Origin of the sequence: Streptomyces asiaticus (assembly GCF_018138715.1) — a bacterium.
Lineage (GTDB): Bacteria > Actinomycetota > Actinomycetes > Streptomycetales > Streptomycetaceae > Streptomyces > Streptomyces asiaticus.
In genome coordinates this window covers 349121-369961 of the sequence record NZ_JAGSHX010000006.1, presented here as the reverse complement: position 1 = coordinate 369961, position 20841 = coordinate 349121, and the positions used below count along the sequence as shown (strand labels likewise).

Genomic DNA, 20841 nt, shown 5'->3' with positions numbered 1-20841 from the left:
CGCACACCTCCGGCGTCCAGGCGTCCCTGACGTCCACGCGTCCCTGACGTCCCCCGCCCCCCGCCCCGGGACCGCGGCCGGGGGTACCGCCCCCGGAACACGGCCCCGGGGGCGGGGCCGGCCGGGCGCCACGTTTGGTCCGGGCTCTCACGGGCACTTGGAGCTCCCTGGCCCCGTATGCCCGGGAGATTCGTGTGAGCCCAATACGCATAGTGATCGTCGGTGCCGGATTCGCCGGTTATCAGGCCGCCCGTACGCTGTCCCGCACCCTGCGGGGCGCGGCGGAGATCGTCCTGATCAATCCCAACGACTACTTCCTGTATCTGCCCCTGCTGCCCGAAGTGGCGGCCGGGATCCTGGAACCCCGGCGTGTCTCGGTCTCCCTCACCGGCACCCTGCCGCAGGTCCGGCTGGTGCTGGGCGAGGTCCACGGCGTCGACCTGGACGCCCGCAAGATCTCCTGGCGAGACCCGGACGGACGGTCCGGCGAGATGGACTACGACCGGCTCGTCCTCTCCGTGGGCAGTGTCAGCAAACTGCTGCCGATCCCCGGTGTGGCCGAGCACGCCCACGGCTTCCGCGGTATGCCCGAGGCGCTCTACCTGCGCGACCACATCATCCGCCAGATGGAGATGTCGGGCACCGCCGACGACCCCCGGGAGCGGGCGGCCCGCCGCACCTTCGTGGTGGTCGGCGCCGGATACACCGGCACCGAGGTGGCCGCCCACGGGGTGCTCTTCACCGACTCGCTCGCGCGGAAGAACATCTCGCTGCGCGACGCGCCGCGACCCCGCTGGATGCTGCTCGACATCGCCCCCCGGGTCCTTCCCGAGCTGGACAAGAAGCTGTCCCGCACGGCCGACCGGGTGCTGCGCAAACGGGGTGTGGAGGTGCGCACCGGCACCACGGTCAAGGAGGCCACCTCGGAGGGCGTGCTGCTGGACGACGGCGAGGTCGTCGACACCCGATCGCTGATCTGGTGTGTCGGGGTGCGCCCCGACCCGCTGGTGGAGCAGCTCGGGCTGCCGACCGAACGCGGCCGGCTCAGGGTCGACCAGTATCTGGCCGTACCCGGCTATCCCGACGTGCTGGCCTGCGGAGACGCCGCCGCGGTGCCCGATCTGACCCGGCCTGGCCAGTTCACCCCGATGACCGCGCAACACGCCCACCGGCAGGGCAAGGTCGCGGGCCACAATGTGCTGGCCTCCCTCGGGCGCGGCACCGCCAAGCCGTACAAACACCACGACCTCGGGTTCACCGTCGACCTCGGCGGGGTGCAGGCCGCCGCGGACCCGCTGCACATCCCGCTGTCCGGCCCGATCGCCAACGCGGTCACCCGCGGCTACCACCTGATGGCGATGCCGGGGAACCGGGTCCGGGTCGCCGCCGACTGGCTGCTCGACGCGGCGCTGCCACGCCAGGGGGTACAGCTCGGGGTGGTCCCGCCCTGGGCGGTGCCGCTGGACACCGAGTCGCCCGAAGTCGCGCGGACCGCCCGGGCGGCGGCCGACCGCCGGTGAAACCTGGAAGGAGAACAATGCGACACGAACAACTCAGCGAGCTCGGGCAGCAGCTCCGCGTGGACTCGGTGCGTGCCGCCGCGGCCGCCGGGTCCGGCCATCCCACGTCGTCGATGTCGGCGGCGGACCTGATGGCCGTCCTGATGGGAAACCATCTGCGCTATGACTTCGAGCAGCCCGACCACCCGGGCAATGACCACCTGATCTTCTCCAAGGGCCATGCCTCCCCGCTCCTCTACTCGGTGTACAAGGCGGCCGGGGCCCTCCGCGACGAGGAGTTCATCACCTTCCGCAAGCGCGGCAGCAGGCTGGAGGGCCACCCCACCCCCCGGCTGCCGTGGGTGGACGTGGCCACCGGATCGCTCGGTCAGGGCCTGCCGTACGGCGTGGGCACCGCGATGAGCGGCAAGCGGCTGGACCATGTGCCCTACCGGGTCTGGGTGCTGTGCGGCGACAGCGAGATGGCCGAGGGGTCGATGTGGGAGGCGTTCGAGCACGCGGGCTACGAGCGGCTGGACAACCTCACCGCCATCATCGACGTGAACCGGCTCGGCCAGCGCGGGCCCACCCGCCACGAATGGGACCTGGACGCCTACGCCCGGCGCATCCGCGCCTTCGACTGGCACACCATCGAGATCGACGGCCATGACATCGAGGCCATCGACCGCGCCTACGCCGAGGCGCTGTCCACCGTGGGCCGTCCCACCGCCATCATCGCCCGCACCATGAAGGGCCGTGGCGTGGCCTCGGTGGAGAACCGCGAGGGCATGCACGGCAAGCCGCTGAAGAACGCGGACGAGGCCATCGCCGAGCTCGGCGGCGTACGCAACATGGCCGTACCGGTGCTCGGCCCGCCCTCGGTGACCCCCACCCGGCCCGCGTCCGAGGGCCCGCTGGCCCTGCCGCGCTACAACACCGGCGACTCGGTGCCCAGCCGTGACGCGTTCGGCGAGGCCGTGGCCGCCGTCGGCACCGCCCGCGGCGATGTGGTGGCGCTCGACGGCGAGGTGGGCGACTCCACCCGGCTGGAGTACTTCCACAAGGAGCACCCCGAGCGGTACTTCGAGTTCTTCATCGCCGAGCAGCAGCTGGTGGCCGCCGCCGTCGGCATGCAGACCCGCGGCTGGAACCCGTACGTCTCCACCTTCGCGGCCTTCTTCTCCCGGGCCTACGACTTCATCCGGATGGCCTCCATCAGCGACGCCGACCTCAACCTCATCGGCTCCCACGCCGGGGTGGCCATCGGTGAGGACGGGCCCTCGCAGATGGGTCTGGAGGACCTGGCCGCCATGCGGGCGGTGCACGGCAGCACGGTGCTCTACCCGTGCGACGCCAACCAGACCGCCCAGCTGACCGCGGCCATGGCCGGGGAGTCCGGCATCCGCTATCTGCGCACCACCCGCGGCGGAACGCCGGTCATCTACCCGCCCACCGAGAGCTTCCCCATCGGCGGCTCCAAGGTGGTGCGCTCCAGTGACGAGGACCGGGTCACCCTGGTCGGCGCCGGGGTCACCCTGCACGAGGCCGTCGAGGCGGCCGACCGGCTCGCCGAGGAGGGCATCCCGGCCCGCGTCATCGACCTGTACTCGCTCAAGCCGGTGGACGCCGAGACGCTGCGCGCCGCCGCCGAGGCGACGGGCCGGCTGGTCACCGTGGAGGACCACCACCCCGAGGGCGGACTGGGCGACGCGGTGCTCGAGGCGTTCGGCGACGGCCGTCCGGTGCCCCGGATGATCCGGCTCGCGGTGCGCATGATGCCGGCCTCCTCGACCCCCGCGGAGCAGCTGAGCGACGCGGGAATCGACGCGGACGCGATCGTCACGGCCGCGCGGCAGCTGGTCGGCAAGGGCTGAAACGCAGGACTGAAACCAGGACGGAAACCGGGATGACTGAGGACGACTGAGGACGACACGACGCTGCCGGAAGGAGCGGACCCATGGGTGTCAAGCACGGAATGCGCGCGGTGGTGGTCGGGGCCACCGGCAACGCCGGTACGAGCGTCGTCCGCGCGCTCGGCGAGGCCCCGGACATCGAGTCGATCGTGGGCGTCGCCCGCAGGGTGCCGAGCTGGTCGCCGCCGAAGACCACCTGGGTGCGGGCGGACCTCGGGCGGGACGCCCGTGAGGAGGCCGACCTCGTACGGCACTTCGAGGGCGCCGACGCGGTCATCCACCTCGCCTGGCTGATCCAGCCCAGCCACCGGCCCGCCGTCACCTGGGCCACCAATGTCCTCGGCAGCAGGCGGGTCTTCGAGGCGGTGGCACGGGCCGAGGTGCCGGTGCTGGTGTACGCCTCCTCGGTGGGCGCCTACTCGCCCGGGCCCGAGGACGGCCGCCCGGTGGACGAGTCCTGGCCCACCGATGGCTGGCCGGAGGCCGCGTACTGCCGTGAGAAGGCGTATGTGGAGCGGATGCTGGACATCTTCGAACGGGAGCATCCGCAGGTCCGGGTGGTGCGGATGCGGCCCGGCTTCCTCTTCAAGGAGGAGGCGGCGGCCGAGCAGCGCCGGCTCTTCATGGGCCCGTTCCTGCCCCGGCGGCTGGTCCGCTCCACCTTCCTGCCCGCCGTCTTCGACCTGCCCGGGCTGCGGCTCCAGGTCCTGCACACCGACGACGCCGCCGAGGCGTACCGGCTGGCGCTCGGCCGTCAGGTGCGCGGCGCCTTCAACCTCGCGGCCGAACCGCCGGTGGACGGCGAGACGCTGGCCGCTCTGCTGGACGCGCGGACGGTGCGGATCCCGCGCTTCGCCGCCCGCTCGGCCATGGCCACGGCCTGGCATCTGCATCTGCTGCCGCCCTCGCCCCAGCTGTTCGACGCCGCCCTGCGGCTCCCGCTGATGGACACCACCCGCGCCCAGGAGGAACTGGGCTGGCGGCCCCGGCACACCGCGGTCGAGACGCTCCAGGAGTTCCTCAGCGGGCTGCGGCGCGGTACCGGTATGGACCAGACCGCCCCGCTGGCCCCCAAGCTGCCCGGCGGACGGGCGCGCGAGGCCGCGACGACCGGGGTGGGGGAGCGGCCCTGACGGGTGGCTCTGACGGGTGGGGCCCTCACAGGTGGGTCCCTGCTCCCCGAACGACCCCCAGCCGTGTGAGACGCGGCACATGAGACGGGCTCAGCGGCAGCACGCCGCCGGGCCCGTACCGCTGTGACCCTTGACCGCTCGTAACCCATGACGCGACTCCCGTACGATTCTGCCCAGTTGGTCGTGGCATCGACGAGGGTGGGGACACATGGGCAGGGTGGGGAGTCCGGCGCGCGGTCATGCCCGGCGCACGGGAACGGTGGCGGTCGCCGCGGCGGCCGCCGCACTGTGTCTGACGGCACCGGCCGACGCCCGGCCCGCCACCGCGGACGATCCGTCGTACTCCGCCACCACCTCGGTGGGGGTGCACAACGCGTACGAGAAGGCCAAGTACCCTTACTTCGCGGACGCGCTGGACTCCGGGGCCTCGCTCCTGGAACTCGATGTGTGGACCAACGCCTTCGGCGCCGGCTGGCGGGTCTCGCACTCCAACCCGCTCGGCAACGACAACAACTGCGAGAACGCCGCGAGCCCCGGCGAACTGCGCACCAAGCCCCGCGACCAGAGCCTGGCCGGCTGCCTCGCCGACATGCGGGCCTGGCACCAGGCCCATCCGGGGCACCGTCCCATCCTCGTCAAGGTCGAGATGAAGGACGGCTTCAACGGCAAGAAGGGCCGCGGCCCGGCCGACCTCGACGCCCTCCTCGGCGCCACCCTGGGCGACGCGGTGCTGCGCCCGGCCGATGTGGTGGGCGGCCATGCCACCCTCGACGAGGCGGTCCAGGCGGGCGGCTGGCCGTCCCGCTCGGCGCTCGCGGGCAAGTTCGTCGTCGAGCTGATACCGGGCACGGTCGAGGAGAACAACCCCCTCGACACGCTGTGGACCGACCGCGAGTACGCCACCCATCTGCGGGACCTGTCCGCCGCCGGGAAGCTCGGTCAGGCCGCCGCCTTCCCCGCCGTCCACGGCGCCGCCTCGGGCGACCCGCGCACCCGCTACACCGACGCCGCCCTCCGGCCGTGGTTCGTGCTCTTCGACGGGGACGCGTCCACGTATGTCACCAGTGGTGTCGACACCGCCTGGTACGACGACCGCCACTACCTGCTGATCATGACGGACGCGCACAACGTGGCGCCCCCGATCGACGGCACCCACCCCACCGAGGCCCAGGCGCGGAACCGGGTGTCCGAACTCGCCGGGCGGCACGCGAGCTTCGCGACCGCCGACTGGTATCCGCTGCCGTCCGTGCTGTCCACCGTCGTGCCCCGTGGCTGAGCCGGGGTCAGCCGGCCCGGTCCCCGGAGCCGGCGTCGGGGTCCTCGAGCCGGAATCCGACCTTCAGTCCCACCTGGTAGTGCGCGATCCGGCCGTTCTCGATATGCCCGCGCACCTGGCCGACCTCGAACCAGTCAAGGTTCCGGAGCGTCTTCGAGGCACGGCCGATGGCGGAGCGGATCGCGTCGTCGACGCTCTCGCCGGACGAGCCGACGATCTCGGTCACCCGGTAGGTGTGGGCCATGGCAGTCTCCCCGGTCCGTGGGGTGGTCCGTTCGCTTCTCCCACGGTGCCTCACCGCGCCGGGCTGCGCGAGCCGGAGGGGCGGCCCCTACGGCACCACGGTGACCGGCCAGCGCCCGGCCTTGACCAGCCGTACGGCCACCGAGCCGACGAAGCGGTGCCCGGCCTGCTCGGACGCGCCCACCACCACCGCGTCGGCCTTCAGCTCATCGGCCGCCTGGGCCAGTCCGTTGTACGGATCGCCCCGGAAGGTGTGGAACTCCCAGCGCACCTCGAAGACCCCGCGCAGCCGCTCGGTGGCCTCCCGCATCTCCCGCATCAGCTCCTCGGCCACCTCACCCGTGGTGTCGGCCACCGTGGCACCGAGCGCGGCGCCCGCGGCCAGCACCGGCTGGATGTAGACCACGACCAGCAGCGCCTTCTGGCGTCTGGCCAGCCCGGCGGCGTAGGCCGTGGCGCGCCAGGAGGATTCGGAACCGTCCAGTCCGGCCACGATGACCTTCGGTCCGTCGGTTCCCCGTTCAAAAGACGGAGGGAGTTTGTCGACCACATCTGCGAGGCTAGCGCCAGGGACGGTCCGGTGATCACCCGGCCCGTCAAGCGGTGCCCGCGCACCGCGACCGCGTCATGAGCGCCACCGTACGACAGGAGAGACAATGAGCGGCACCCACGGGGGCGAACTCCTCGCCATCAGCGACCTTCATGTGGCCTATCCGGAGAACCGGGCCATCGTGGAGCGGCTGCGGCCCGGCTCCGACGACGACTGGCTGATCGTCGCGGGGGACGTCGGCGAGGTGTTCTCCGAGATCGAGGAGGTGCTCGGCCTGCTGAGCGAGCGCTTCGCCAAAGTCATCTGGTCACCCGGGAACCACGAGCTGTGGACCCATCCCAAGGACCCATTGGAGGTCCGGGGGGTGGCGCGCTACGAGGCGCTGGTGGAGATGTGCCGGGCGAAGGGCATCGTCACGCCCGAGGACCCCTACCCGCTCTGGGAGGGCATCGGCGGGCCGCTGGTCATCGCCCCGCTGTTCCTGCTCTACGACTACACCTTCCGCCTCGACGGCCTGGCCACCAAGGAGGCCGCGCTGGCCCACGCCCATGAGGCGGGGGTGGTCTGCACCGACGAGCACTTCCTGCACCCCGACCCCTACCCCACCCGCGACGCGTGGTGCCGGGCCCGGGTCGCCGAGACCGAGGCGCGGCTGGCGGCGGTCGACCCGGAGCTGCGGACCGTGCTCATCAACCACTGGCCGATGACCCGGCTGCCCACCCGGGTGCTGCGCTACCCCGACTTCGCGCTGTGGTGCGGCACCGAGCTGACCGCCGACTGGCATGTGCGGTTCCGGGCCGAGACGGTCGTCTACGGCCATCTGCACATTCCCCGGACGACGGTGGAGGACGGGGTGAAGTTCCAGGAGGTCTCGGTCGGCTACCCCCGGGAGTGGAAGGCCCACGGCCGGCTGCCCGAGGACCCGCTGCGCCGGATCCTCCCGGTGCCGGTGCCGTAGGGAGCCGCGCGGTGTCCGGTGGGCTCGGGGGCACCGCGCCGGTGCTGGGGGCACCGCGACGGTGCTCGGGGGTGGCTCCGGGCCCGGGCCTTGTGGGGCAGCGCGTCCTGACGCGCGGGGTGTCTTGACGGGCCCGGAGGGCGGCGCCGTACGGTCTCGGCTGTGAACCCTGTCGAGGCGTTCCTCCCCGAGACCTACACCGCCGGTGTCCCGTACGCCCTGTTCGGCGCATTGCGGGCCACCCGCCCCGTCTGCCGGATCGACGAGCCCGCGGTCGGGGCCTGGCCGGCCGGCCCCGGCTTCTGGGCGGTGTTCCGGCACGCCGACGTCAAACACGTCCTGCGCACCCCCGAGGTCTTCTCCTCCCACCTCGGGGCCACCCAGATCCGCGACCCCGACACACCCGCCGATCTGGAGTTCGTGCGGGCGATGATGCTCAACCAGGACCCGCCCGACCACTCCCGCAGCCGCCGCATCGTCGCGGCGGCCTTCACCCCGCGCGCCGTACGGGAGCTGGAAGCGGTCATCGAGGAGCGCGCGGCGGCGCTCGTGGACTCCGTGGCCGGGCGCGGCGAGGCCGACTTCGTGGAGCTCGCCGCCGATCTGCCGGTCTGGACCCTCGCCCAGGTGATGGGCGTCCCCGAGGGCGACCGGCGGCTGCTGTTCGACTGGGCCGGACGGGTCATCGGGTACCAGGACGCCGACTACGCCGGGTTGTCCACCGCGGCCCTGGAGGAGCTGAGCCCCATCGGGCGCGCCGCCCTCGCCCACCGGCCGTCCTCGGCGCCGCGCCGCCCCGACGGCCGGCCGATGAACCCGCGCTCCCGCGAGGCCCTGGCCGATATGTTCGCCTACGCCCACGCGCTCGCCGAGCGGCCCCGGCCGGGCAGTGTGATGGCGCGGATGCGGGAGGGCGGACTGAGCCGGGACGAGTTCGAGAACATGTTCTTCCTCTTCGCGGTGGCGGGCAACGAGACGCTGCGCAACGGCATCCCCGGCGGGCTGCTCACCCTGCTCGACCACCCCGAGAGCCTGCGGCTGCTGCTCGACCGGCCCGAGCTGACCGGCTCCGCGGTGGAGGAGATGCTGCGCTACTGGCCGCCCGTCATCGACTTCCGGCGCACCGCCACCCGCGATGTGGAGCTGGGCGGACAGCTCATCCGGCGCGGTGAGAAGGTCGTCGTCTTCCACGCCTCGGCCAACCGCGACGAGACGGTCTTCACCGACCCCGACCGGTTCGACATCACCCGCGCCCCCAACGACCATCTGAGCTTCGGCTTCGGACCGCATGTCTGCCTGGGCGCGCATCTGGCCCGGCTCCAGATGCGGGCCATGCTGCGCGCCGCCCTGGACCGGCTGCCGGGGCTGCGGCGGGCGGGCGAGCCGGTGCGGCTCACCTCCAACTTCCAAAACGGGCTCAAGACCCTCCCCGTGCGCTGGGGAACAGATCGGTGAAGGCCGTGGTGGAGTCGCCGACCGACCGCCCGAAGGGCTCGTCGAAGTCCCACACCAGGAAGAGCAGGAAGACGATGAGCGCGGTGAACATCACCGCGAGCATCAGCTCCCGGGGCGAGCGGCGGATCTGAAGGGTGAAGACCAGCCCGATCACCAGCGCCGCGCCCAGCACCAGGCCGAACCAGACCAGCGGGGGCATCGTGGGCCCCGCGCTCTGCTGCCGGGCGCCGCGCGCGTCGTCCACGGCGGCCACCTGATCCACCATCGGCTGGTACGCCTGCGACTGGAGATCGCTGTGCGGGGCCGCGCGGGTGACATCGTGGCGCAGGGTGGTCAGCAGATCGGTGCCGCGGTCGGTGAGCTCACCCTTGTCGATCATCACCTTCCACTCGGTGTGCACCACATGGTCCACATACGCGTCCACGTCGTCGCGGATGCGGTCGCGCACCGGGCCGGGGTAGACGCTCGCCCGCTCGGCCACCTCGTGCAGCGCCTGCGCCTCCGTACGGACCCCGTCCTGCGCGGCGGAGCGCGCCTCCCAGACACCGGCGATGGCCAGGCCCAGCACGATCGCGTAGACCACGCCGATCATCATGATCATGTAGTCGAGGACATCGGGGGTCTCGTCCGGATCGTCCTCCTCCCCGAGTCTGCGGGAGTTGAGGACCGCCCCGGTCACCACGACCGCGCAGGTCCCGGCCATCACCAGGGTCATAATCAGCCATTCGGGCATGGATGAACCTCCCAAGCGGTTCGGCGGCGGGCCGTCAGCCGCGCCGCCCGCCGCGCGCGCCGGAGCGCGAACGCGGACGGAGAGCGGCGGCCGCGAGGACCGCGGGCGCGGTGAGCAGCAGGGTGAAGGTGACCAAGGAGGTCCCGTTGTCGGGCTTCTTGCGCGCGGGTTTCTCGTACGCGTGCATCTCGACGGCACGGGTCCTGGTCGGTGCGGGAGCCGGCGCGGGGGGTGATGCCGGAGGCTGGGTGCGCGAGGGCGGGGGCGGCGGAAGCGCGGGCGCGCGGGTGGGCCCCGGCGCGGGGAGCCGCGGAGCGGGCGTGGGGGACGGGGCCCGCCGCGTCGGGCCGGGGGTGGGAGTGGGGGTCGGCTCGGGCGTACGGCTCGGTGTGGCGGACGGGCTGGGTGTGGGTGTCCCGGACGGCGTCGGGGTGGGCGTGGGAGTCGGCGACGGTGTGGGCGTGGGCGTCGGGGTGGGCGTAGGGGTCGGCGTCGGCTTGGGAGGCTTGGGGGGCTTGGGTGGCTTGGGTGGTTTGGGGCACCAGCCGTACCGGGCGACGAGGCCGACCGGGCCCGCCGAGGCGGCGACGCAGACACACAGGCCGGGACCGATCCGGATCCGCACCGAGGCGAGCGGTCCGTCGTCCCGGCCCCCGGGCCAGGACCGGGTACCGGCCGTCGGCCGGGAGGAGGCGGGCGCGGTCGCCGGACCGTCACCGTCCTCGTCGGCCAGGGCTGTCGCCCCCGCCGAGGTGAGGACAAGGGCAGTGGCCAGGACCCCCGCACGCCATACGCGCTGCCATCGCTTCACGAGGAGATGTTCGGCCGAACGGGCGCCCGCCAGCCGTGTGACCACCGGAATTCCCCCGAATAGGGGAATGGGCGGTGATGACATGGGCGCATCGAGGTTCAGCCGCGGACATTCCCCTCATGCGTGACCAGTTGTGGCCGGGGGCGAGGCCGCCCCCGGCCACAGCCGGCCCCGCCGATCACGGCTCGCCGAAGCCCCCATGCCGTCCCGCGCCCGCCGCGAACCGCGCCGCGCCGTCCAGCCCCTCGGCCAGCGCGGCCTGACCGTGGCGCAGCTCCCGCGCCATGGCCTCGTCCTCCGGCAGCCCCTCCTGCTCCAGCAGCGAGGCCCGGTCCGAGCGCAGACCCGCCTGCGGAAAGCGGGCGATCCCGGCCGCCAGCCGCTCCGCCTCGGCCCGCGCCCGCCCCGGCGGTACGACGCGGTTGGCGAGCCCGACGGCGTACGCCTCGTCGGCCGGCACCGGCCGTCCCGTCAGCACCAGGTCCATCGCCCGGCTCGCACCGATCAGCCGTGGCAGCCTCACCGTTCCGCCGTCGATCAGCGGGACGCCCCAGCGGCGGCAGAACACCCCGAAGACCGCGTCCTCCTCGACGACGCGCAGATCGCACCAGAGCGCCAGCTCCAGCCCGCCCGCCACCGCGTGCCCGCTGACCGCCGCGATCACCGGCTTGGACAGCCGCAGCCGGGTGGGCCCCATCGGGCCGTCGCCGTCCTCGGCCACCCGGTTGCCGCGCGGAGTGCCGACCGCCTTCAGATCGGCCCCGGAGCAGAAGGTGCCGCCCTCGCCCCACAGCACCGCGACCCGCGCCCCGGGGTCGGCGTCGAAGGCGCGGAAGGCGTCGGCCAGCGCCATGGCGGTGGCTCCGTCGACGGCGTTGCGCACCTCGGGGCGGGCGAGCACGACCGTGGTGACCGGCCCCGCCCGCTCCGTGCGAACCGTAAGGCGCGCACCGGCCGCGTCTTCCGCTCGGCCCGCGCCGGCCGGCCCGTCCGCGCCGTCCGTGGGCGTCACCGCGCGTCCTTCGGGCGGGCCCGCTCCAGGATCGGGCCGGTGTCGGTGCCGGGCGGCAGGGTGCCGAAGGCGTGCCCCCAGTCCCCGTCGAGCCGTGAGGCGCAGAACGCGTCGGCGACCGCCGGATGGCTGTACCGCACCAGCAGGCTGCCCTGGAGCACCAGCGTCATCTGCTCGGCCAGCCGGCGCGCCAGCAGCTGCGCCCGCTCGGGGTCGGTGAGCTGCGGCAGCAGCCCGCGCAGCCGGTCCACGGCCGCGTCCAGCCGGGCGTCCGCCCCGGCCGCGGCGTCGACCTCGGCCAGGAACGCCTCCAGGGCGCCGTTCTCACGGCCCAGCGCGCGCAGCACGTCGAGTGCCGCGACGTTCCCCGAGCCCTCCCAGATCGACAGCAGGGGCGCCTCGCGATACAGGCGCGGCATCCCGGACTCCTCCACATAGCCGTTTCCACCCAGGCACTCCAGCGCCTCGGCGGCGTGGGTGGCACCGCGCTTGCACACCCAGTACTTGCTCACCGCGAGCCCCAGCCTGCGCAGCGCCGCCTCGCTCTCGTCCCCGCCCTCCGCGCGGTCCAGGGCGGCCGCGAGCCGCATCGCGAGGGTGGTGGCCGCCTCCGACTCGACCGCCAGATCGGCGAGCACATTGCGCATCAGCGGCTGGTCGACCAGCTCGGCCCCGAACGCCCGGCGGTGCTCGGCGTGGTGCAGCGCCTGCCGCAGCCCGGCCCGCATGCCCGCGGCCGAACCGATGACGCAGTCCAGCCGGGTGACGTTGACCATCTCCACGATGGTCCGCACCCCGCGGCCCGGCTCGCCGACCCGCCAGGCCAGGGCGGACTCGTACTCGATCTCGGCCGACGCGTTGGAGCGGTTGCCCAGCTTGTTCTTGAGCCGCATCAGCCGCAGCGGGTTGCGGCTGCCGTCCGGCAGCACCCGGGGCACCAGGAAGCAGGTGACGCCCTCCTCCGTCTGGGCCAGCGTCAGGAAGACATCGCTCATCGGCGCGGAGGTGAACCACTTGTGGCCGGTGAGCACGTAGCGGCCCGCACCGTCCGGCACGGCCCGGGTGGTGTTGGCGCGGACGTCCGAGCCGCCCTGCTTCTCCGTCATCGACATGCCCGCGATCAGGCCCCGCTTGCCGAGCGGCGGGCGCAGCCCGAAGTCGTACGTGCGGGCGGCCAGCAGCGGCTCGTACACGGCGGCGAGCTCCGGCTCGGCACGCAGCGCCGGGACCGCGGCGTACGTCATGGAGATCGGGCAGCCATGGCCGGGCTCGGCCTGTGCGAAGGCGTAGAACTTGGCCGCGCGCACCAGATGGGCGCCGGGGCGGGGCTCGCTCCACGCCGCCGCGTGCTGGCCGCTCTCCACGGCGACGCCCATCAGCTGGTGGTAGGCGGGGTGGTACTCGACCTCGTCGACGCGATGGCCGTAGCGGTCGTGGGTGTGCAGCACCGGGGGGTGCTCCTCGGCCATCCGCGCCCAGTCCTGCACCTCGGCGGAACCGGCCCGCGCGCCCAGGTCCCGCACCTCCTGTTCGCCCCAGCCGCCGTCGTGCCGCCGCAGGGCCTCCAGCAGGGCGGGGTCGTCCGCGGTGCTGAAGCCGATGAGCGGCGGGGCCTGGTTGAGGACCTCGTGCGTGGCGCTCATGGCAGACATCTCCTCGTTCGCGGTGGGCTCCTGGGTCCGGCCCAGTCTTACACTTCCAGTATGCGCAACGAAGAACTGTAATGGATAGGGTTTCGCGTAACCATGGACGACACCGGAACGCTCACCCTGCGGCCGCTGACCGCGCGCTCGGTCGTGCTCAGCACCCTGCTCGGCCTCCACCCACCCCAGCTGCCCGCCCGCGCCCTGGTGCGGGTCGGCGCGCTCTTCGGCACCGCCGAGGGCACCATCCGGGTCGCGCTCACCCGGATGGTCGCCGCCGGTGACCTGGAGCAGAGCGATGGCACCTACCGGCTCACCGACCGGCTGCTGGCCCGCCAGGCGCGGCAGGACGAGAGCCGGGCCCCGCGCACCCGCCGCTGGGACGGCGCCTGGGAGATCGCGATCGTCACCTCCGACCGGCGCGAGGCGGCCGAGCGCGCCGCCCTCCGCCAGGCCATGGCCACCCTGCGCCTGGCCGAACTGCGCGAAGGCACCTGGACGCGCCCCGCCAATCTCGTCCACTCGCGCCCGGACGTCGCCGCCGAACAGTGCGGCTGGTTCACCGGCGCGCCGGAGGGCGATCCGGCCGAGCTCGCCGCGCGCCTGTGGGACCTGGGCGGCTGGGCCCGCCAGGCCCGGCTGCTCGGCGCGGCGCTGGACGACGCGGAGGAACCGGCCGACCGCTTCACCGTCGCGGCCGCCGCCCTCCGCCACCTCCTCGCCGACCCCGTCCTCCCCGCCCGGCTCCTGCCGGAGGACTGGCCGGGTACGGAGCTGCGCCGCCGCTACGACGCCTTCGAACGCGACTTCCGGGCGTGGCTGCCGCGGTACGCGGGCGGCTGAACACGATGGCGTCCCCCGGCGGGAGACGCGGCCCCGCACCCGGCTACGCCGATTCGCGGATCACCAGCTCCGTCGGGAGGACCAGCGCCGGCTCGATGCTCTCCCCGGCGGTCAGGCGCAGCAGCTGGCGGGCCAGGCGGCGGCCGATGCCGTCTATCGGCTGGCGCACGGTGGTCAGCGGGGGCTCGGTGTAGCGCGCGGGCTCTATGTCGTCGAAGCCGACCACCGCCACGTCGTCCGGCACCCGCCGACCGGCTCGGCGCAGCTCCCGCAGCACCCCGATCGCCATCAGATCGGAGGCCACGAACACCCCGTCCAGCCGGGGCTCCCGGTCCAGCAGCTCCCGCATCGCGACCGCCCCCGACTCCTGGGTGAAGTCCCCGACCGCGACCCGCTCCGCGAGCCGCGCCCCGTCCAGCGCCGCCCGGTAGCCCGAGAGCCGGTCGATCCCGGCGACCATGTCCTGCGGGCCCGCGACCGTGGCGATACGGGTGCGCCCGGAGCGGATCAGATGCTCCACGGCCAGCGCCGCGCCCGCCGCGTTGTCCACCCCCACGTACGGCGGCGACGCCGGGCCCGGCACCCGCTCGTTGCAGACCACCGGGATGCCCATCCGGGCGAGCGCGGCGGGCAGCGGATCGGCGCCGTGCATCGAGGCGACCATGACCCCGTCCACATGGCGGGCCAGCGCGAAGCGCTCGATGCGGTCACGGCTGGCGGCGGAGCGGGCCATCATCAGCACCAGCTGCTTGTCCGCGGCCTCCAGCTCCTGGCTCACCCCGCGCACCACGCCCGGGAAGAACCGGTCGTCGGAGAAGACCCGGCCCGGCTCCTCGGGGAGCACCAGCGCGAAGGAGTCGGTGCGCTGGGTGACCAGGCTGCGGGCCGCCTGGTTGGGGATGTAGCCCAGCTCCTGGATGGCGCTCAGGACCGCCTCACGGCTGTCCTCACCGACCTTGGGCGAGCCGTTGACGACACGGGAGACGGTGGCGCGCGAGACACCCGCGCGCCGCGCCACGCTCTCCAGGGTGGGCCGGGGCCGGTGCATCCGCGCATACCTCGCTGTTCGCTCAACTATGGGTCGATACAGCATGGATCAAGACCGGTCAGGGCGCGAGGACGCGGGCGCGGCAAACCGACGGGGAACCCCAGGCGGAGCGCAGGGCGCGGGCCTTGCGGATCCACATCGAGAGCTCGTACTCGTCGGTGTAGCCGAGCGCGCCGTGCAGTTGGAGGGCGGTGCGCGCCGCCGCGTATGCCGCCTCGCCGGTGGCCACCTTCGCCGCCGCGACCTCCGCGCGGACGTCACCCGTGGACCCGGACGCGAGCGCGCCGCCCGTGGGCCCGGACGCGAGCGCCACCGCGGCCCCGTACAGCAGCGGCCGGGCGAACTCCAGGCCGATGAGCGCGTCCGCCAGCCGGTGCTTCACCGCCTGGAACGAGCCGATCGGGCGGCCGAACTGGGTGCGCTGTCGGACGTACGCCGCGGTGCGCTCCACCAGCGCGAGCCCGGTGCCGAGCGACAGCGCGGCCGTGGCGAAGGCGGCCCAGTCCGCGGCGCGTGCGGCGGCCGCGGCCACGGCCGGGCCCCGGGCGAGCAGCTCACCGCCGGGCAGCGGCCGGGCCAGCCGCCGGGCCGGGTCGAACGAGGGCTGGACCGGCCCGTGCCCCGGGGCCAGCCACAGCTCCTCGCCCGCGACGGCGAAGACGGCGTCGGCGGCGTCCGCGTCCAGCGCGTACGGCCCGCCGTCGGCCGCCGCGAGCGTCACCAGCGCCCGCCCGTCGGCGATTCGGGGCAGCCAGTCCTCGGCCACCTGCCCGCTTCGCGCCGTGCCGCCCTCGGCGAGTCCGGCCAGCAGCACCGCGGCGGCGGCCGTCTCGGCCAGGGGCCCCGGCACGGCGTGCCGCCCCGCCGCGACATACGCCACGCCCAGCTCGACGGGCAGCGGCCCGACCCCCTCGTACGCCTCCGGTACGGCCAGCCCGGTCACCCCGGCGTCGGCGAGCCGTCCCCACACCGCGCGCCCCGGCGCGTGTTCGCCGCGCCCCCAGGCCCGGACGGCGTGCGGTGTGCCGGCCCCGCCGAGCATCCGGTCCACGGTGCGGCCGAAGTCCGTCTGCGCCTCATCCAGCACGAACCTCATCCGGGCGCCCCCTCACCGGCCGACGGGCTCTCCCGGAGCCGCTCTCCGTACCAGGTCCGCGCTCCCCGAGCCACCCCCCTCATCGGCGTCCCTTCGGCAGGCCCAGCAGCCGCTCGGCGATGATGTCGCGCTGGATCTCGTTCGTGCCCGCGTAGACCGGGCCCGCCAGGGCGAAGGTGTAGCCGTCGGACCACGGGCCGGGCGCGTCCGGGTCGTCGGCGGCGTCGGACAGTTCGCCGTGGGGGCCCAGCAGGTCCAAGGCCGTCTCGTGGAGGGCGATGTCCAGCTCCGACCAGAAGACCTTGTTCAGGCTGGACTCGGCCCCGAGCGAGCCCCCGGCGGCCAGCCGGGAGGCGCCCGCGCAGGCGAAGAGCTCATACGCGCGGGCGCCGATCACGGCGTCCGCGACCCGGTCGCGCAGCGCGGCCGCCTCGATCCCCGTATCGCTCCCGGCCTCGTCCGCCCGCTCCCGCCACAGCGCCACCAGGCGCCGCGCCGCCGCGGTGAACCGGCCGGGGCTGCGCAGGGTCAGCCCGCGCTCGTTGCCCGCCGTGCTCATCGCGATGCGCCAGCCCTGCCCCGGCTCGCCGATGACGTCCCCGTCGGGGACGAACACCTCGTCCAGGAAGAGCTCGGCGAAGGCGGGCTTGCCGTCGAGGCGGCCGATGGGGCGCACGGTCACACCGGGCGCGTCCAGGGCGAACATCAGATACGTCAGCCCCCGGTGCGGTGCGTCCGCCGCCGGATCGCTGCGGAACAGGCCGAAGGCCCGGTCGGCGAAGGCGGCCCGGGACGACCAGGTCTTCTGGCCGCTCAAGCGCCAGCCGCCGTCGGCGCGGCGGGCGGTGGAGCGCAGCGAGGCGAGGTCGGAGCCCGACTCGGGTTCGGACCACGCCTGGGCCCAGATCGTCTCGCCGCGCGCCATCGGCGGCAGGATCCGGGCGCGCTGCTCGGCGCTGCCGTGTTCGAAGAGGGTGGGGGCGAGCAGGCTGATCCCGTTCTGGCTCACCCGGCCGGGCGCGCCCGCCGCGTAGTACTCCTCCTCGAACAGCAGCCACTCGATCACCGACGCGCCCCGGCCGCCGTACTCCTCGGGCCAGGTCACCGCCGACCAGCGGTCCGCCGCGAGGGTGCGCTCCCAGGCGCGGTGCGCCGCGAACCCCTCGGCGGTCTCCAGGGAGGGGAGGGGAGCGGCGGGGGTGTGGGCGGCCAGCCACCGCCGGGCCTCGGCCCGGAACGCCGACTGCCGCTCGGTGAGATCGAGGTCCATCGGCCCAGCACCCCTTCCATCAGCCCCGTCGGCGGGTTCCCTAACAAGTGTTTGGTAGGTTACCGTGGCGTCGTGATGGACAACAAGGCGCCGTACGTCCCCGGCCACGGCCTCCTTACCGGTCGCACGGCCGTCATCACCGCCGCTGCGGGCACCGGAATCGGCGGCGCCACGGCCCGCCGGTTCCTCGAGGAGGGCGCGCGTGTCGTCCTCGGCGACGCCCATGAGCGCCGGCTCGAGGAGACGGTGGCCACGCTCGCCGGGGAGTTCGGCGAGGAGCGGGTCGCCGGACGCGCCAGTGATGTGACCGACGAGGCCCAGATCGCCGCGCTGTACGACCTCGCCGAGGAGCGCCACGGACGGCTGGACGCGGTGGTCAACAACGCCGGGCTCGGTGGCACCGCCCTGCTGACCGAGATGACCGACGAGCAGTGGGACAAGGTCATCGACGTCACTCTGAACGGCACGTTCCGCTGCACCCGCGCCGCGCTGCGCCGGATGAAGACGGGCGGCCACGGCGGTGTCGTGGTCAACAACGCCTCGGTCGTCGGCTGGCGCGCCCAGGCCGGTCAGGCCCACTACGCGGCGGCCAAGGCGGGCGTCATGGCGCTCACCCGCTGCGCCGCGGTCGAGGCCGCCGCGTACCGGGTGCGGGTCAACGCGGTCTCGCCGAGCCTGGCCATGCATCCGCATCTGGTGAAGGTCACCACCCCCGAACTGCTCGCCGCGCTCACCGAGCGCGAGGCCTTCGGCCGGTACGCCGAGCCCTGGGAGGTGGCCAACGTCATCGTCTTCCTGGCCAGCGGCTACTCGTCGTACATGACGGGCGAGACGGTGTCCGTGAGCAGCCAGCACCCATGAGGCGAGAATGAGAACGTGCCGAATTCCACCAGGAACCGCGCTTCCACCGGAAACAGTGCGAAGAGCAGCGAGAAGAAGAACAGCGAGAAGAAGACGACCGTGACCCCGTCTCCCGAGCGACGGCGTGAACTGCTCTCGACCGCGGCGGAGGTCTTCGCCGCCCAGGGGTACAACGCGACCACCGTCCGCCGGATCGCGGACGAGGCGGGGATGCTCGCGGGCAGCCTCTACTACCACTTCGACTCCAAGGAGTCGATGGTCGACGAGATCCTCTCCACCTTCCTGAACGAGCTCTGGGCCGGGTACGACGAGGTGCTCGGCGCCGGACTCGGCCCCCGGGAGACCGTCGAGGCACTCGTCACCGAGTCCTTCCGGGAGATCGACCGGCACCGCGCCGCCGTCGCGATCTACCAGAAGGAGTCCAAGCACCTCGCCACCCAGCCGCGCTTCCGCTATCTCAGCGAATCGCAGGGGCGGTTCGAGCGGGCGTGGCTGGGCGCGCTGGAGCGCGGAGTGGCCGAGGGGGTCTTCCGCGCCGACCTCGACATCCGGCTGGCGTACCGCTTCCTGCGCGACACGGTGTGGGTCGCCGCCTCGTGGTACCGGCCGGGGGGCCGGCACAGCCCCGAGGAGATCGCCCGCCAGTATCTGTCGATGGTCCTGGACGGCATCACTCCGCGAGAAGAACAGACACGTCGGGACCGGACTGAAGACACAACGACCGTAAGACCGTCATGACCTGAGGGATCTCAAGGAGCTGCCATGCCCGAGGCATACATCGTGGAAGCGGTAAGGACGCCGGTGGGGCGGCGGAAGGGCGGGTTCGCCTCCGTCCACCCCGCCGACCTCGGAGCCCATGTCCTGCGCACGCTGATGGAGCGCTCGGGCGCCGATCCGGCCGCCGTCGAGGACGTCGTCTTCGGCTGTCTGGACACCGTGGGCCCGCAGGCCGGGGACATCGCGCGCACCTGCTGGCTGGCCGCCGGGCTCCCGGAGGAGGTCCCGGGCGTGACCGTCGACCGGCAGTGCGGCTCCTCGCAGCAGGCCCTGCACTTCGCCGCGCAGGCGGTGCTCTCCGGCACCCAGGACCTGGTGGTCGCGGGCGGGGTGCAGAACATGTCGATGGTGCCCATCGGCTTCGCCAGCGGCAGGGCCGGTGAGCCGCTGGGGCTGACCGAAGGCCCCTTCGCGGGCTCGGAGGGATGGCGGGCGCGCTACGGCGACCGGCCGGTCAGCCAGTTCTACGGAGCCGAGCTGATCGCCGAGAAATGGGGCATCACCCGCGAGGCCATGGAGGAGTTCGCCCTGAGCTCGCACCAGCGGGCGCTGCGCGCCATCGACGAGGGACGCTTCGACCGCGAGACCGTCCCGTTCCGGGACGTCTCGGTGGACGAGGGGCCGCGCCGGGACACCAGCCTGGAGAAGATGGCCGCGCTCAAGCCGCTGATCGAGGGCGGGCGGCTCACCGCCGCGCTCTCCTCGCAGGTCTCCGACGGCGCCGCGGCCCTGCTGCTCGCCTCCGAACAGGCCGTACGGGAGCACGGCTTGACCCCGCGCGCCCGGGTGCACCATCTGTCGGTGCGCGGCGAGGACCCGATCCGGATGCTGTCCGCGCCCATCCCGGCGACCGCGCACGCGCTGAAGAAGACCGGGCTGACCATCGGCGACATCGACCTGGTCGAGATCAACGAGGCGTTCGCCCCCGTCGTCCTGGCCTGGCTGAAGGAGACCGGCGCGGACCCCGAGCGGGTCAACGTCAACGGCGGCGCCATCGCCCTGGGCCACCCGCTCGGCGCCACCGGCGCCAAGCTGATGACCACCCTTCTGCACGAACTGGAGCGCACCGGCGGCCGCTACGGACTCCAGACGATGTGCGAGGGGGGCGGCCAGGCGAACGTCACGATCGTCGAGCGGTTGTGAGGACCGCGGCCACCGACTCGACGGACGGAGTCCGGCGCATCGCCGAGCGGTTGTGAGGACTCCGACCGGACGCCTTCCCGTGGCGACCGGGCCCGGCCCCGCGGATGATGGTGCTGCTCCGAGGGCGGGACCGAGGCCGGGAGGACAGTGCCATGGCGTGCGGATCGACCAAGCTCTGGAACGGCGAGGCCACCTGGTTCTGTTGTGGCAGCGCCTGGGGTCCATGCGCCTCCGCGGGCGGCGGCGCGTGCGGCACCTGCCGGTCCAGCGCCCTTCAGGCCGCCTGGCCCAACGCCTCCAAGGAGTGCTGGGACATCACCCGGCCGGACCTGTGCGGCGAGGACATACCCCGGCGCGGCTGCGGCTCGGTGATGAAGGTGCGCCATGACTGCTCGGGCGCGAGCGTTTGTGTCACCGTCAGCGACTGCGGCCCGCGCACCCGTAGCTTCTGCTCCGAGTCCACCTGCTGCGACGGGGTCTGCCGCACCAACCGGGTCATCGACCTCACCCCCGCCGCCTTCTCCGCCATCGGCAGCCTGAGCTCCGGCACCCTGCCGGTCTCCATCTTCGAATGAGG

At 73.5% G+C, this 20841-nt stretch carries 20 protein-coding genes; 11 read left to right on the top strand and 9 right to left on the bottom strand.

Going from position 1 to position 20841, the window contains the following annotated elements:
* The first annotated feature begins 194 nt into the window (after positions 1-194).
* From KHP12_RS08985 to KHP12_RS08970, 4 genes are all read left to right on the top strand, one after another.
* Positions 195-1520: an NAD(P)/FAD-dependent oxidoreductase gene (locus tag KHP12_RS08985; protein ID WP_086879677.1), complete on the top strand. Its 1326-nt coding sequence runs from the start codon at positions 195-197 to the stop codon at positions 1518-1520.
* 17 nt (positions 1521-1537) lie between these two features.
* Positions 1538-3373, top strand: coding sequence for a transketolase (locus tag KHP12_RS08980; RefSeq protein ID WP_086879676.1), 1836 nt, complete (start codon positions 1538-1540; stop codon positions 3371-3373).
* A gap of 83 nt (positions 3374-3456) precedes the next feature.
* Entirely contained in the window at positions 3457-4545 is a 1089-nt protein-coding gene (locus tag KHP12_RS08975; protein WP_211832456.1) for an NAD-dependent epimerase/dehydratase family protein, read from the top strand.
* Positions 4546-4753: 208 nt separating this feature from the next.
* Positions 4754-5821 carry a phosphatidylinositol-specific phospholipase C domain-containing protein gene (locus KHP12_RS08970; protein ID WP_210608764.1) on the top strand — a complete coding sequence of 356 codons (1068 nt, stop codon included), beginning with the start codon at positions 4754-4756 and terminating at the stop codon, positions 5819-5821.
* 7 nt (positions 5822-5828) lie between these two features.
* Here KHP12_RS08970 and KHP12_RS08965 read toward each other — a convergent pair whose 3' ends face one another.
* Both KHP12_RS08965 and KHP12_RS08960 read right to left on the bottom strand, forming a co-directional pair.
* On the bottom strand, positions 5829-6065 hold the full coding sequence (locus KHP12_RS08965; RefSeq protein WP_086886616.1) for a dodecin: 237 nt from the start codon (positions 6063-6065) through the stop codon (positions 5829-5831).
* 87 nt (positions 6066-6152) lie between these two features.
* The gene (locus KHP12_RS08960; RefSeq protein ID WP_037962631.1) at positions 6153-6614 is read right to left on the bottom strand and encodes a universal stress protein; all 462 of its coding nucleotides are present in this window, start codon (positions 6612-6614) and stop codon (positions 6153-6155) included.
* Positions 6615-6720: 106 nt separating this feature from the next.
* On the opposite strand from KHP12_RS08960, the gene KHP12_RS08955 reads away from it, so the two are divergent.
* Both KHP12_RS08955 and KHP12_RS08950 read left to right on the top strand, forming a co-directional pair.
* Positions 6721-7572: a metallophosphoesterase family protein gene (locus KHP12_RS08955; protein WP_037962634.1), complete on the top strand. Its 852-nt coding sequence runs from the start codon at positions 6721-6723 to the stop codon at positions 7570-7572.
* Between the two features lie 162 nt (positions 7573-7734).
* Entirely contained in the window at positions 7735-9027 is a 1293-nt protein-coding gene (locus KHP12_RS08950) for a cytochrome P450 (protein WP_211832439.1), read from the top strand.
* Here KHP12_RS08950 and KHP12_RS08945 read toward each other — a convergent pair.
* The 4 genes from KHP12_RS08945 to KHP12_RS08930 form a co-directional block, all read right to left on the bottom strand.
* The gene (locus KHP12_RS08945; protein ID WP_211832437.1) at positions 8990-9760 is read right to left on the bottom strand and encodes a bestrophin-like domain; all 771 of its coding nucleotides are present in this window, start codon (positions 9758-9760) and stop codon (positions 8990-8992) included. The genes KHP12_RS08950 and KHP12_RS08945 overlap by 38 nt on opposite strands.
* Positions 9761-9794: 34 nt before the next feature.
* Positions 9795-10571, bottom strand: a complete 777-nt coding sequence (locus tag KHP12_RS08940; RefSeq protein ID WP_211835026.1) for a hypothetical protein — start codon at positions 10569-10571, stop codon at positions 9795-9797.
* A 178-nt stretch (positions 10572-10749) separates the two neighbouring features.
* A complete protein-coding gene (locus tag KHP12_RS08935; protein ID WP_211832434.1) occupies positions 10750-11583 on the bottom strand; it encodes a crotonase/enoyl-CoA hydratase family protein in 834 nt (277 codons plus the stop codon).
* Positions 11580-13226: an acyl-CoA dehydrogenase family protein gene (locus KHP12_RS08930; RefSeq protein ID WP_086881166.1), complete on the bottom strand. Its 1647-nt coding sequence runs from the start codon at positions 13224-13226 to the stop codon at positions 11580-11582. Before KHP12_RS08930 ends, KHP12_RS08935 begins: the two co-directional genes overlap by 4 nt.
* A 102-nt stretch (positions 13227-13328) precedes the next feature.
* On the opposite strand from KHP12_RS08930, the gene KHP12_RS08925 reads away from it, so the two are divergent.
* The gene (locus KHP12_RS08925; protein ID WP_086881167.1) at positions 13329-14069 is read left to right on the top strand and encodes a PaaX family transcriptional regulator C-terminal domain-containing protein; all 741 of its coding nucleotides are present in this window, start codon (positions 13329-13331) and stop codon (positions 14067-14069) included.
* 43 nt (positions 14070-14112) lie between these two features.
* Here KHP12_RS08925 and KHP12_RS08920 read toward each other — a convergent pair whose 3' ends face one another.
* The 3 genes from KHP12_RS08920 to KHP12_RS08910 form a co-directional block, all read right to left on the bottom strand.
* On the bottom strand, positions 14113-15117 hold the full coding sequence (locus KHP12_RS08920) for a LacI family DNA-binding transcriptional regulator (protein ID WP_138910777.1): 1005 nt from the start codon (positions 15115-15117) through the stop codon (positions 14113-14115).
* 58 nt (positions 15118-15175) lie between these two features.
* Positions 15176-16213 (bottom strand): acyl-CoA dehydrogenase family protein, encoded by a 1038-nt coding sequence (locus KHP12_RS08915; protein ID WP_086881169.1) that lies wholly within the window; start codon positions 16211-16213, stop codon positions 15176-15178.
* A gap of 79 nt (positions 16214-16292) precedes the next feature.
* Positions 16293-17483, bottom strand: coding sequence for an acyl-CoA dehydrogenase family protein (locus KHP12_RS08910; protein ID WP_086881170.1), 1191 nt, complete (start codon positions 17481-17483; stop codon positions 16293-16295).
* 75 nt (positions 17484-17558) lie between these two features.
* On the opposite strand from KHP12_RS08910, the gene KHP12_RS08905 reads away from it, so the two are divergent.
* From KHP12_RS08905 to KHP12_RS08890, 4 genes are all read left to right on the top strand, one after another.
* Positions 17559-18344: an SDR family oxidoreductase gene (locus KHP12_RS08905; protein ID WP_086881171.1), complete on the top strand. Its 786-nt coding sequence runs from the start codon at positions 17559-17561 to the stop codon at positions 18342-18344.
* 99 nt (positions 18345-18443) lie between these two features.
* A complete protein-coding gene (locus tag KHP12_RS08900) occupies positions 18444-19082 on the top strand; it encodes a TetR/AcrR family transcriptional regulator (RefSeq protein ID WP_086881181.1) in 639 nt (212 codons plus the stop codon).
* A 24-nt stretch (positions 19083-19106) separates the two neighbouring features.
* Complete coding sequence (locus KHP12_RS08895; RefSeq protein WP_086881172.1) at positions 19107-20264, top strand: acetyl-CoA C-acetyltransferase; 1158 nt, start codon at positions 19107-19109, stop codon at positions 20262-20264.
* A gap of 152 nt (positions 20265-20416) precedes the next feature.
* Positions 20417-20839 carry a septal ring lytic transglycosylase RlpA family protein gene (locus KHP12_RS08890; RefSeq protein WP_086881173.1) on the top strand — a complete coding sequence of 141 codons (423 nt, stop codon included), beginning with the start codon at positions 20417-20419 and terminating at the stop codon, positions 20837-20839.
* Positions 20840-20841: the final 2 nt, after the last annotated feature.

Bases quoted from the DNA above. Each gene is read 5' to 3' on its own strand.
- KHP12_RS08980 (WP_086879676.1), top strand. From the start codon at position 1,538: ATGCGACACGAACAACTCAGCGAGCTCGGGCAGCAGCTCCGCGTGGAC.
- KHP12_RS08975 (WP_211832456.1), top strand. From the start codon at position 3,457: ATGGGTGTCAAGCACGGAATGCGCGCGGTGGTGGTCGGGGCCACCGGC.
- KHP12_RS08970 (WP_210608764.1), top strand. From the start codon at position 4,754: ATGGGCAGGGTGGGGAGTCCGGCGCGCGGTCATGCCCGGCGCACGGGA.
- KHP12_RS08965 (WP_086886616.1), bottom strand. From the start codon at position 6,065: ATGGCCCACACCTACCGGGTGACCGAGATCGTCGGCTCGTCCGGCGAG.
- KHP12_RS08955 (WP_037962634.1), top strand. From the start codon at position 6,721: ATGAGCGGCACCCACGGGGGCGAACTCCTCGCCATCAGCGACCTTCAT.
- KHP12_RS08945 (WP_211832437.1), bottom strand. From the start codon at position 9,760: ATGCCCGAATGGCTGATTATGACCCTGGTGATGGCCGGGACCTGCGCG.
- KHP12_RS08930 (WP_086881166.1), bottom strand. From the start codon at position 13,226: ATGAGCGCCACGCACGAGGTCCTCAACCAGGCCCCGCCGCTCATCGGC.
- KHP12_RS08925 (WP_086881167.1), top strand. From the start codon at position 13,329: ATGGACGACACCGGAACGCTCACCCTGCGGCCGCTGACCGCGCGCTCG.
- KHP12_RS08920 (WP_138910777.1), bottom strand. From the start codon at position 15,117: ATGCACCGGCCCCGGCCCACCCTGGAGAGCGTGGCGCGGCGCGCGGGT.
- KHP12_RS08915 (WP_086881169.1), bottom strand. From the start codon at position 16,213: ATGAGGTTCGTGCTGGATGAGGCGCAGACGGACTTCGGCCGCACCGTG.
- KHP12_RS08910 (WP_086881170.1), bottom strand. From the start codon at position 17,483: ATGGACCTCGATCTCACCGAGCGGCAGTCGGCGTTCCGGGCCGAGGCC.
- KHP12_RS08905 (WP_086881171.1), top strand. From the start codon at position 17,559: ATGGACAACAAGGCGCCGTACGTCCCCGGCCACGGCCTCCTTACCGGT.
- KHP12_RS08895 (WP_086881172.1), top strand. From the start codon at position 19,107: ATGCCCGAGGCATACATCGTGGAAGCGGTAAGGACGCCGGTGGGGCGG.
- KHP12_RS08890 (WP_086881173.1), top strand. From the start codon at position 20,417: ATGGCGTGCGGATCGACCAAGCTCTGGAACGGCGAGGCCACCTGGTTC.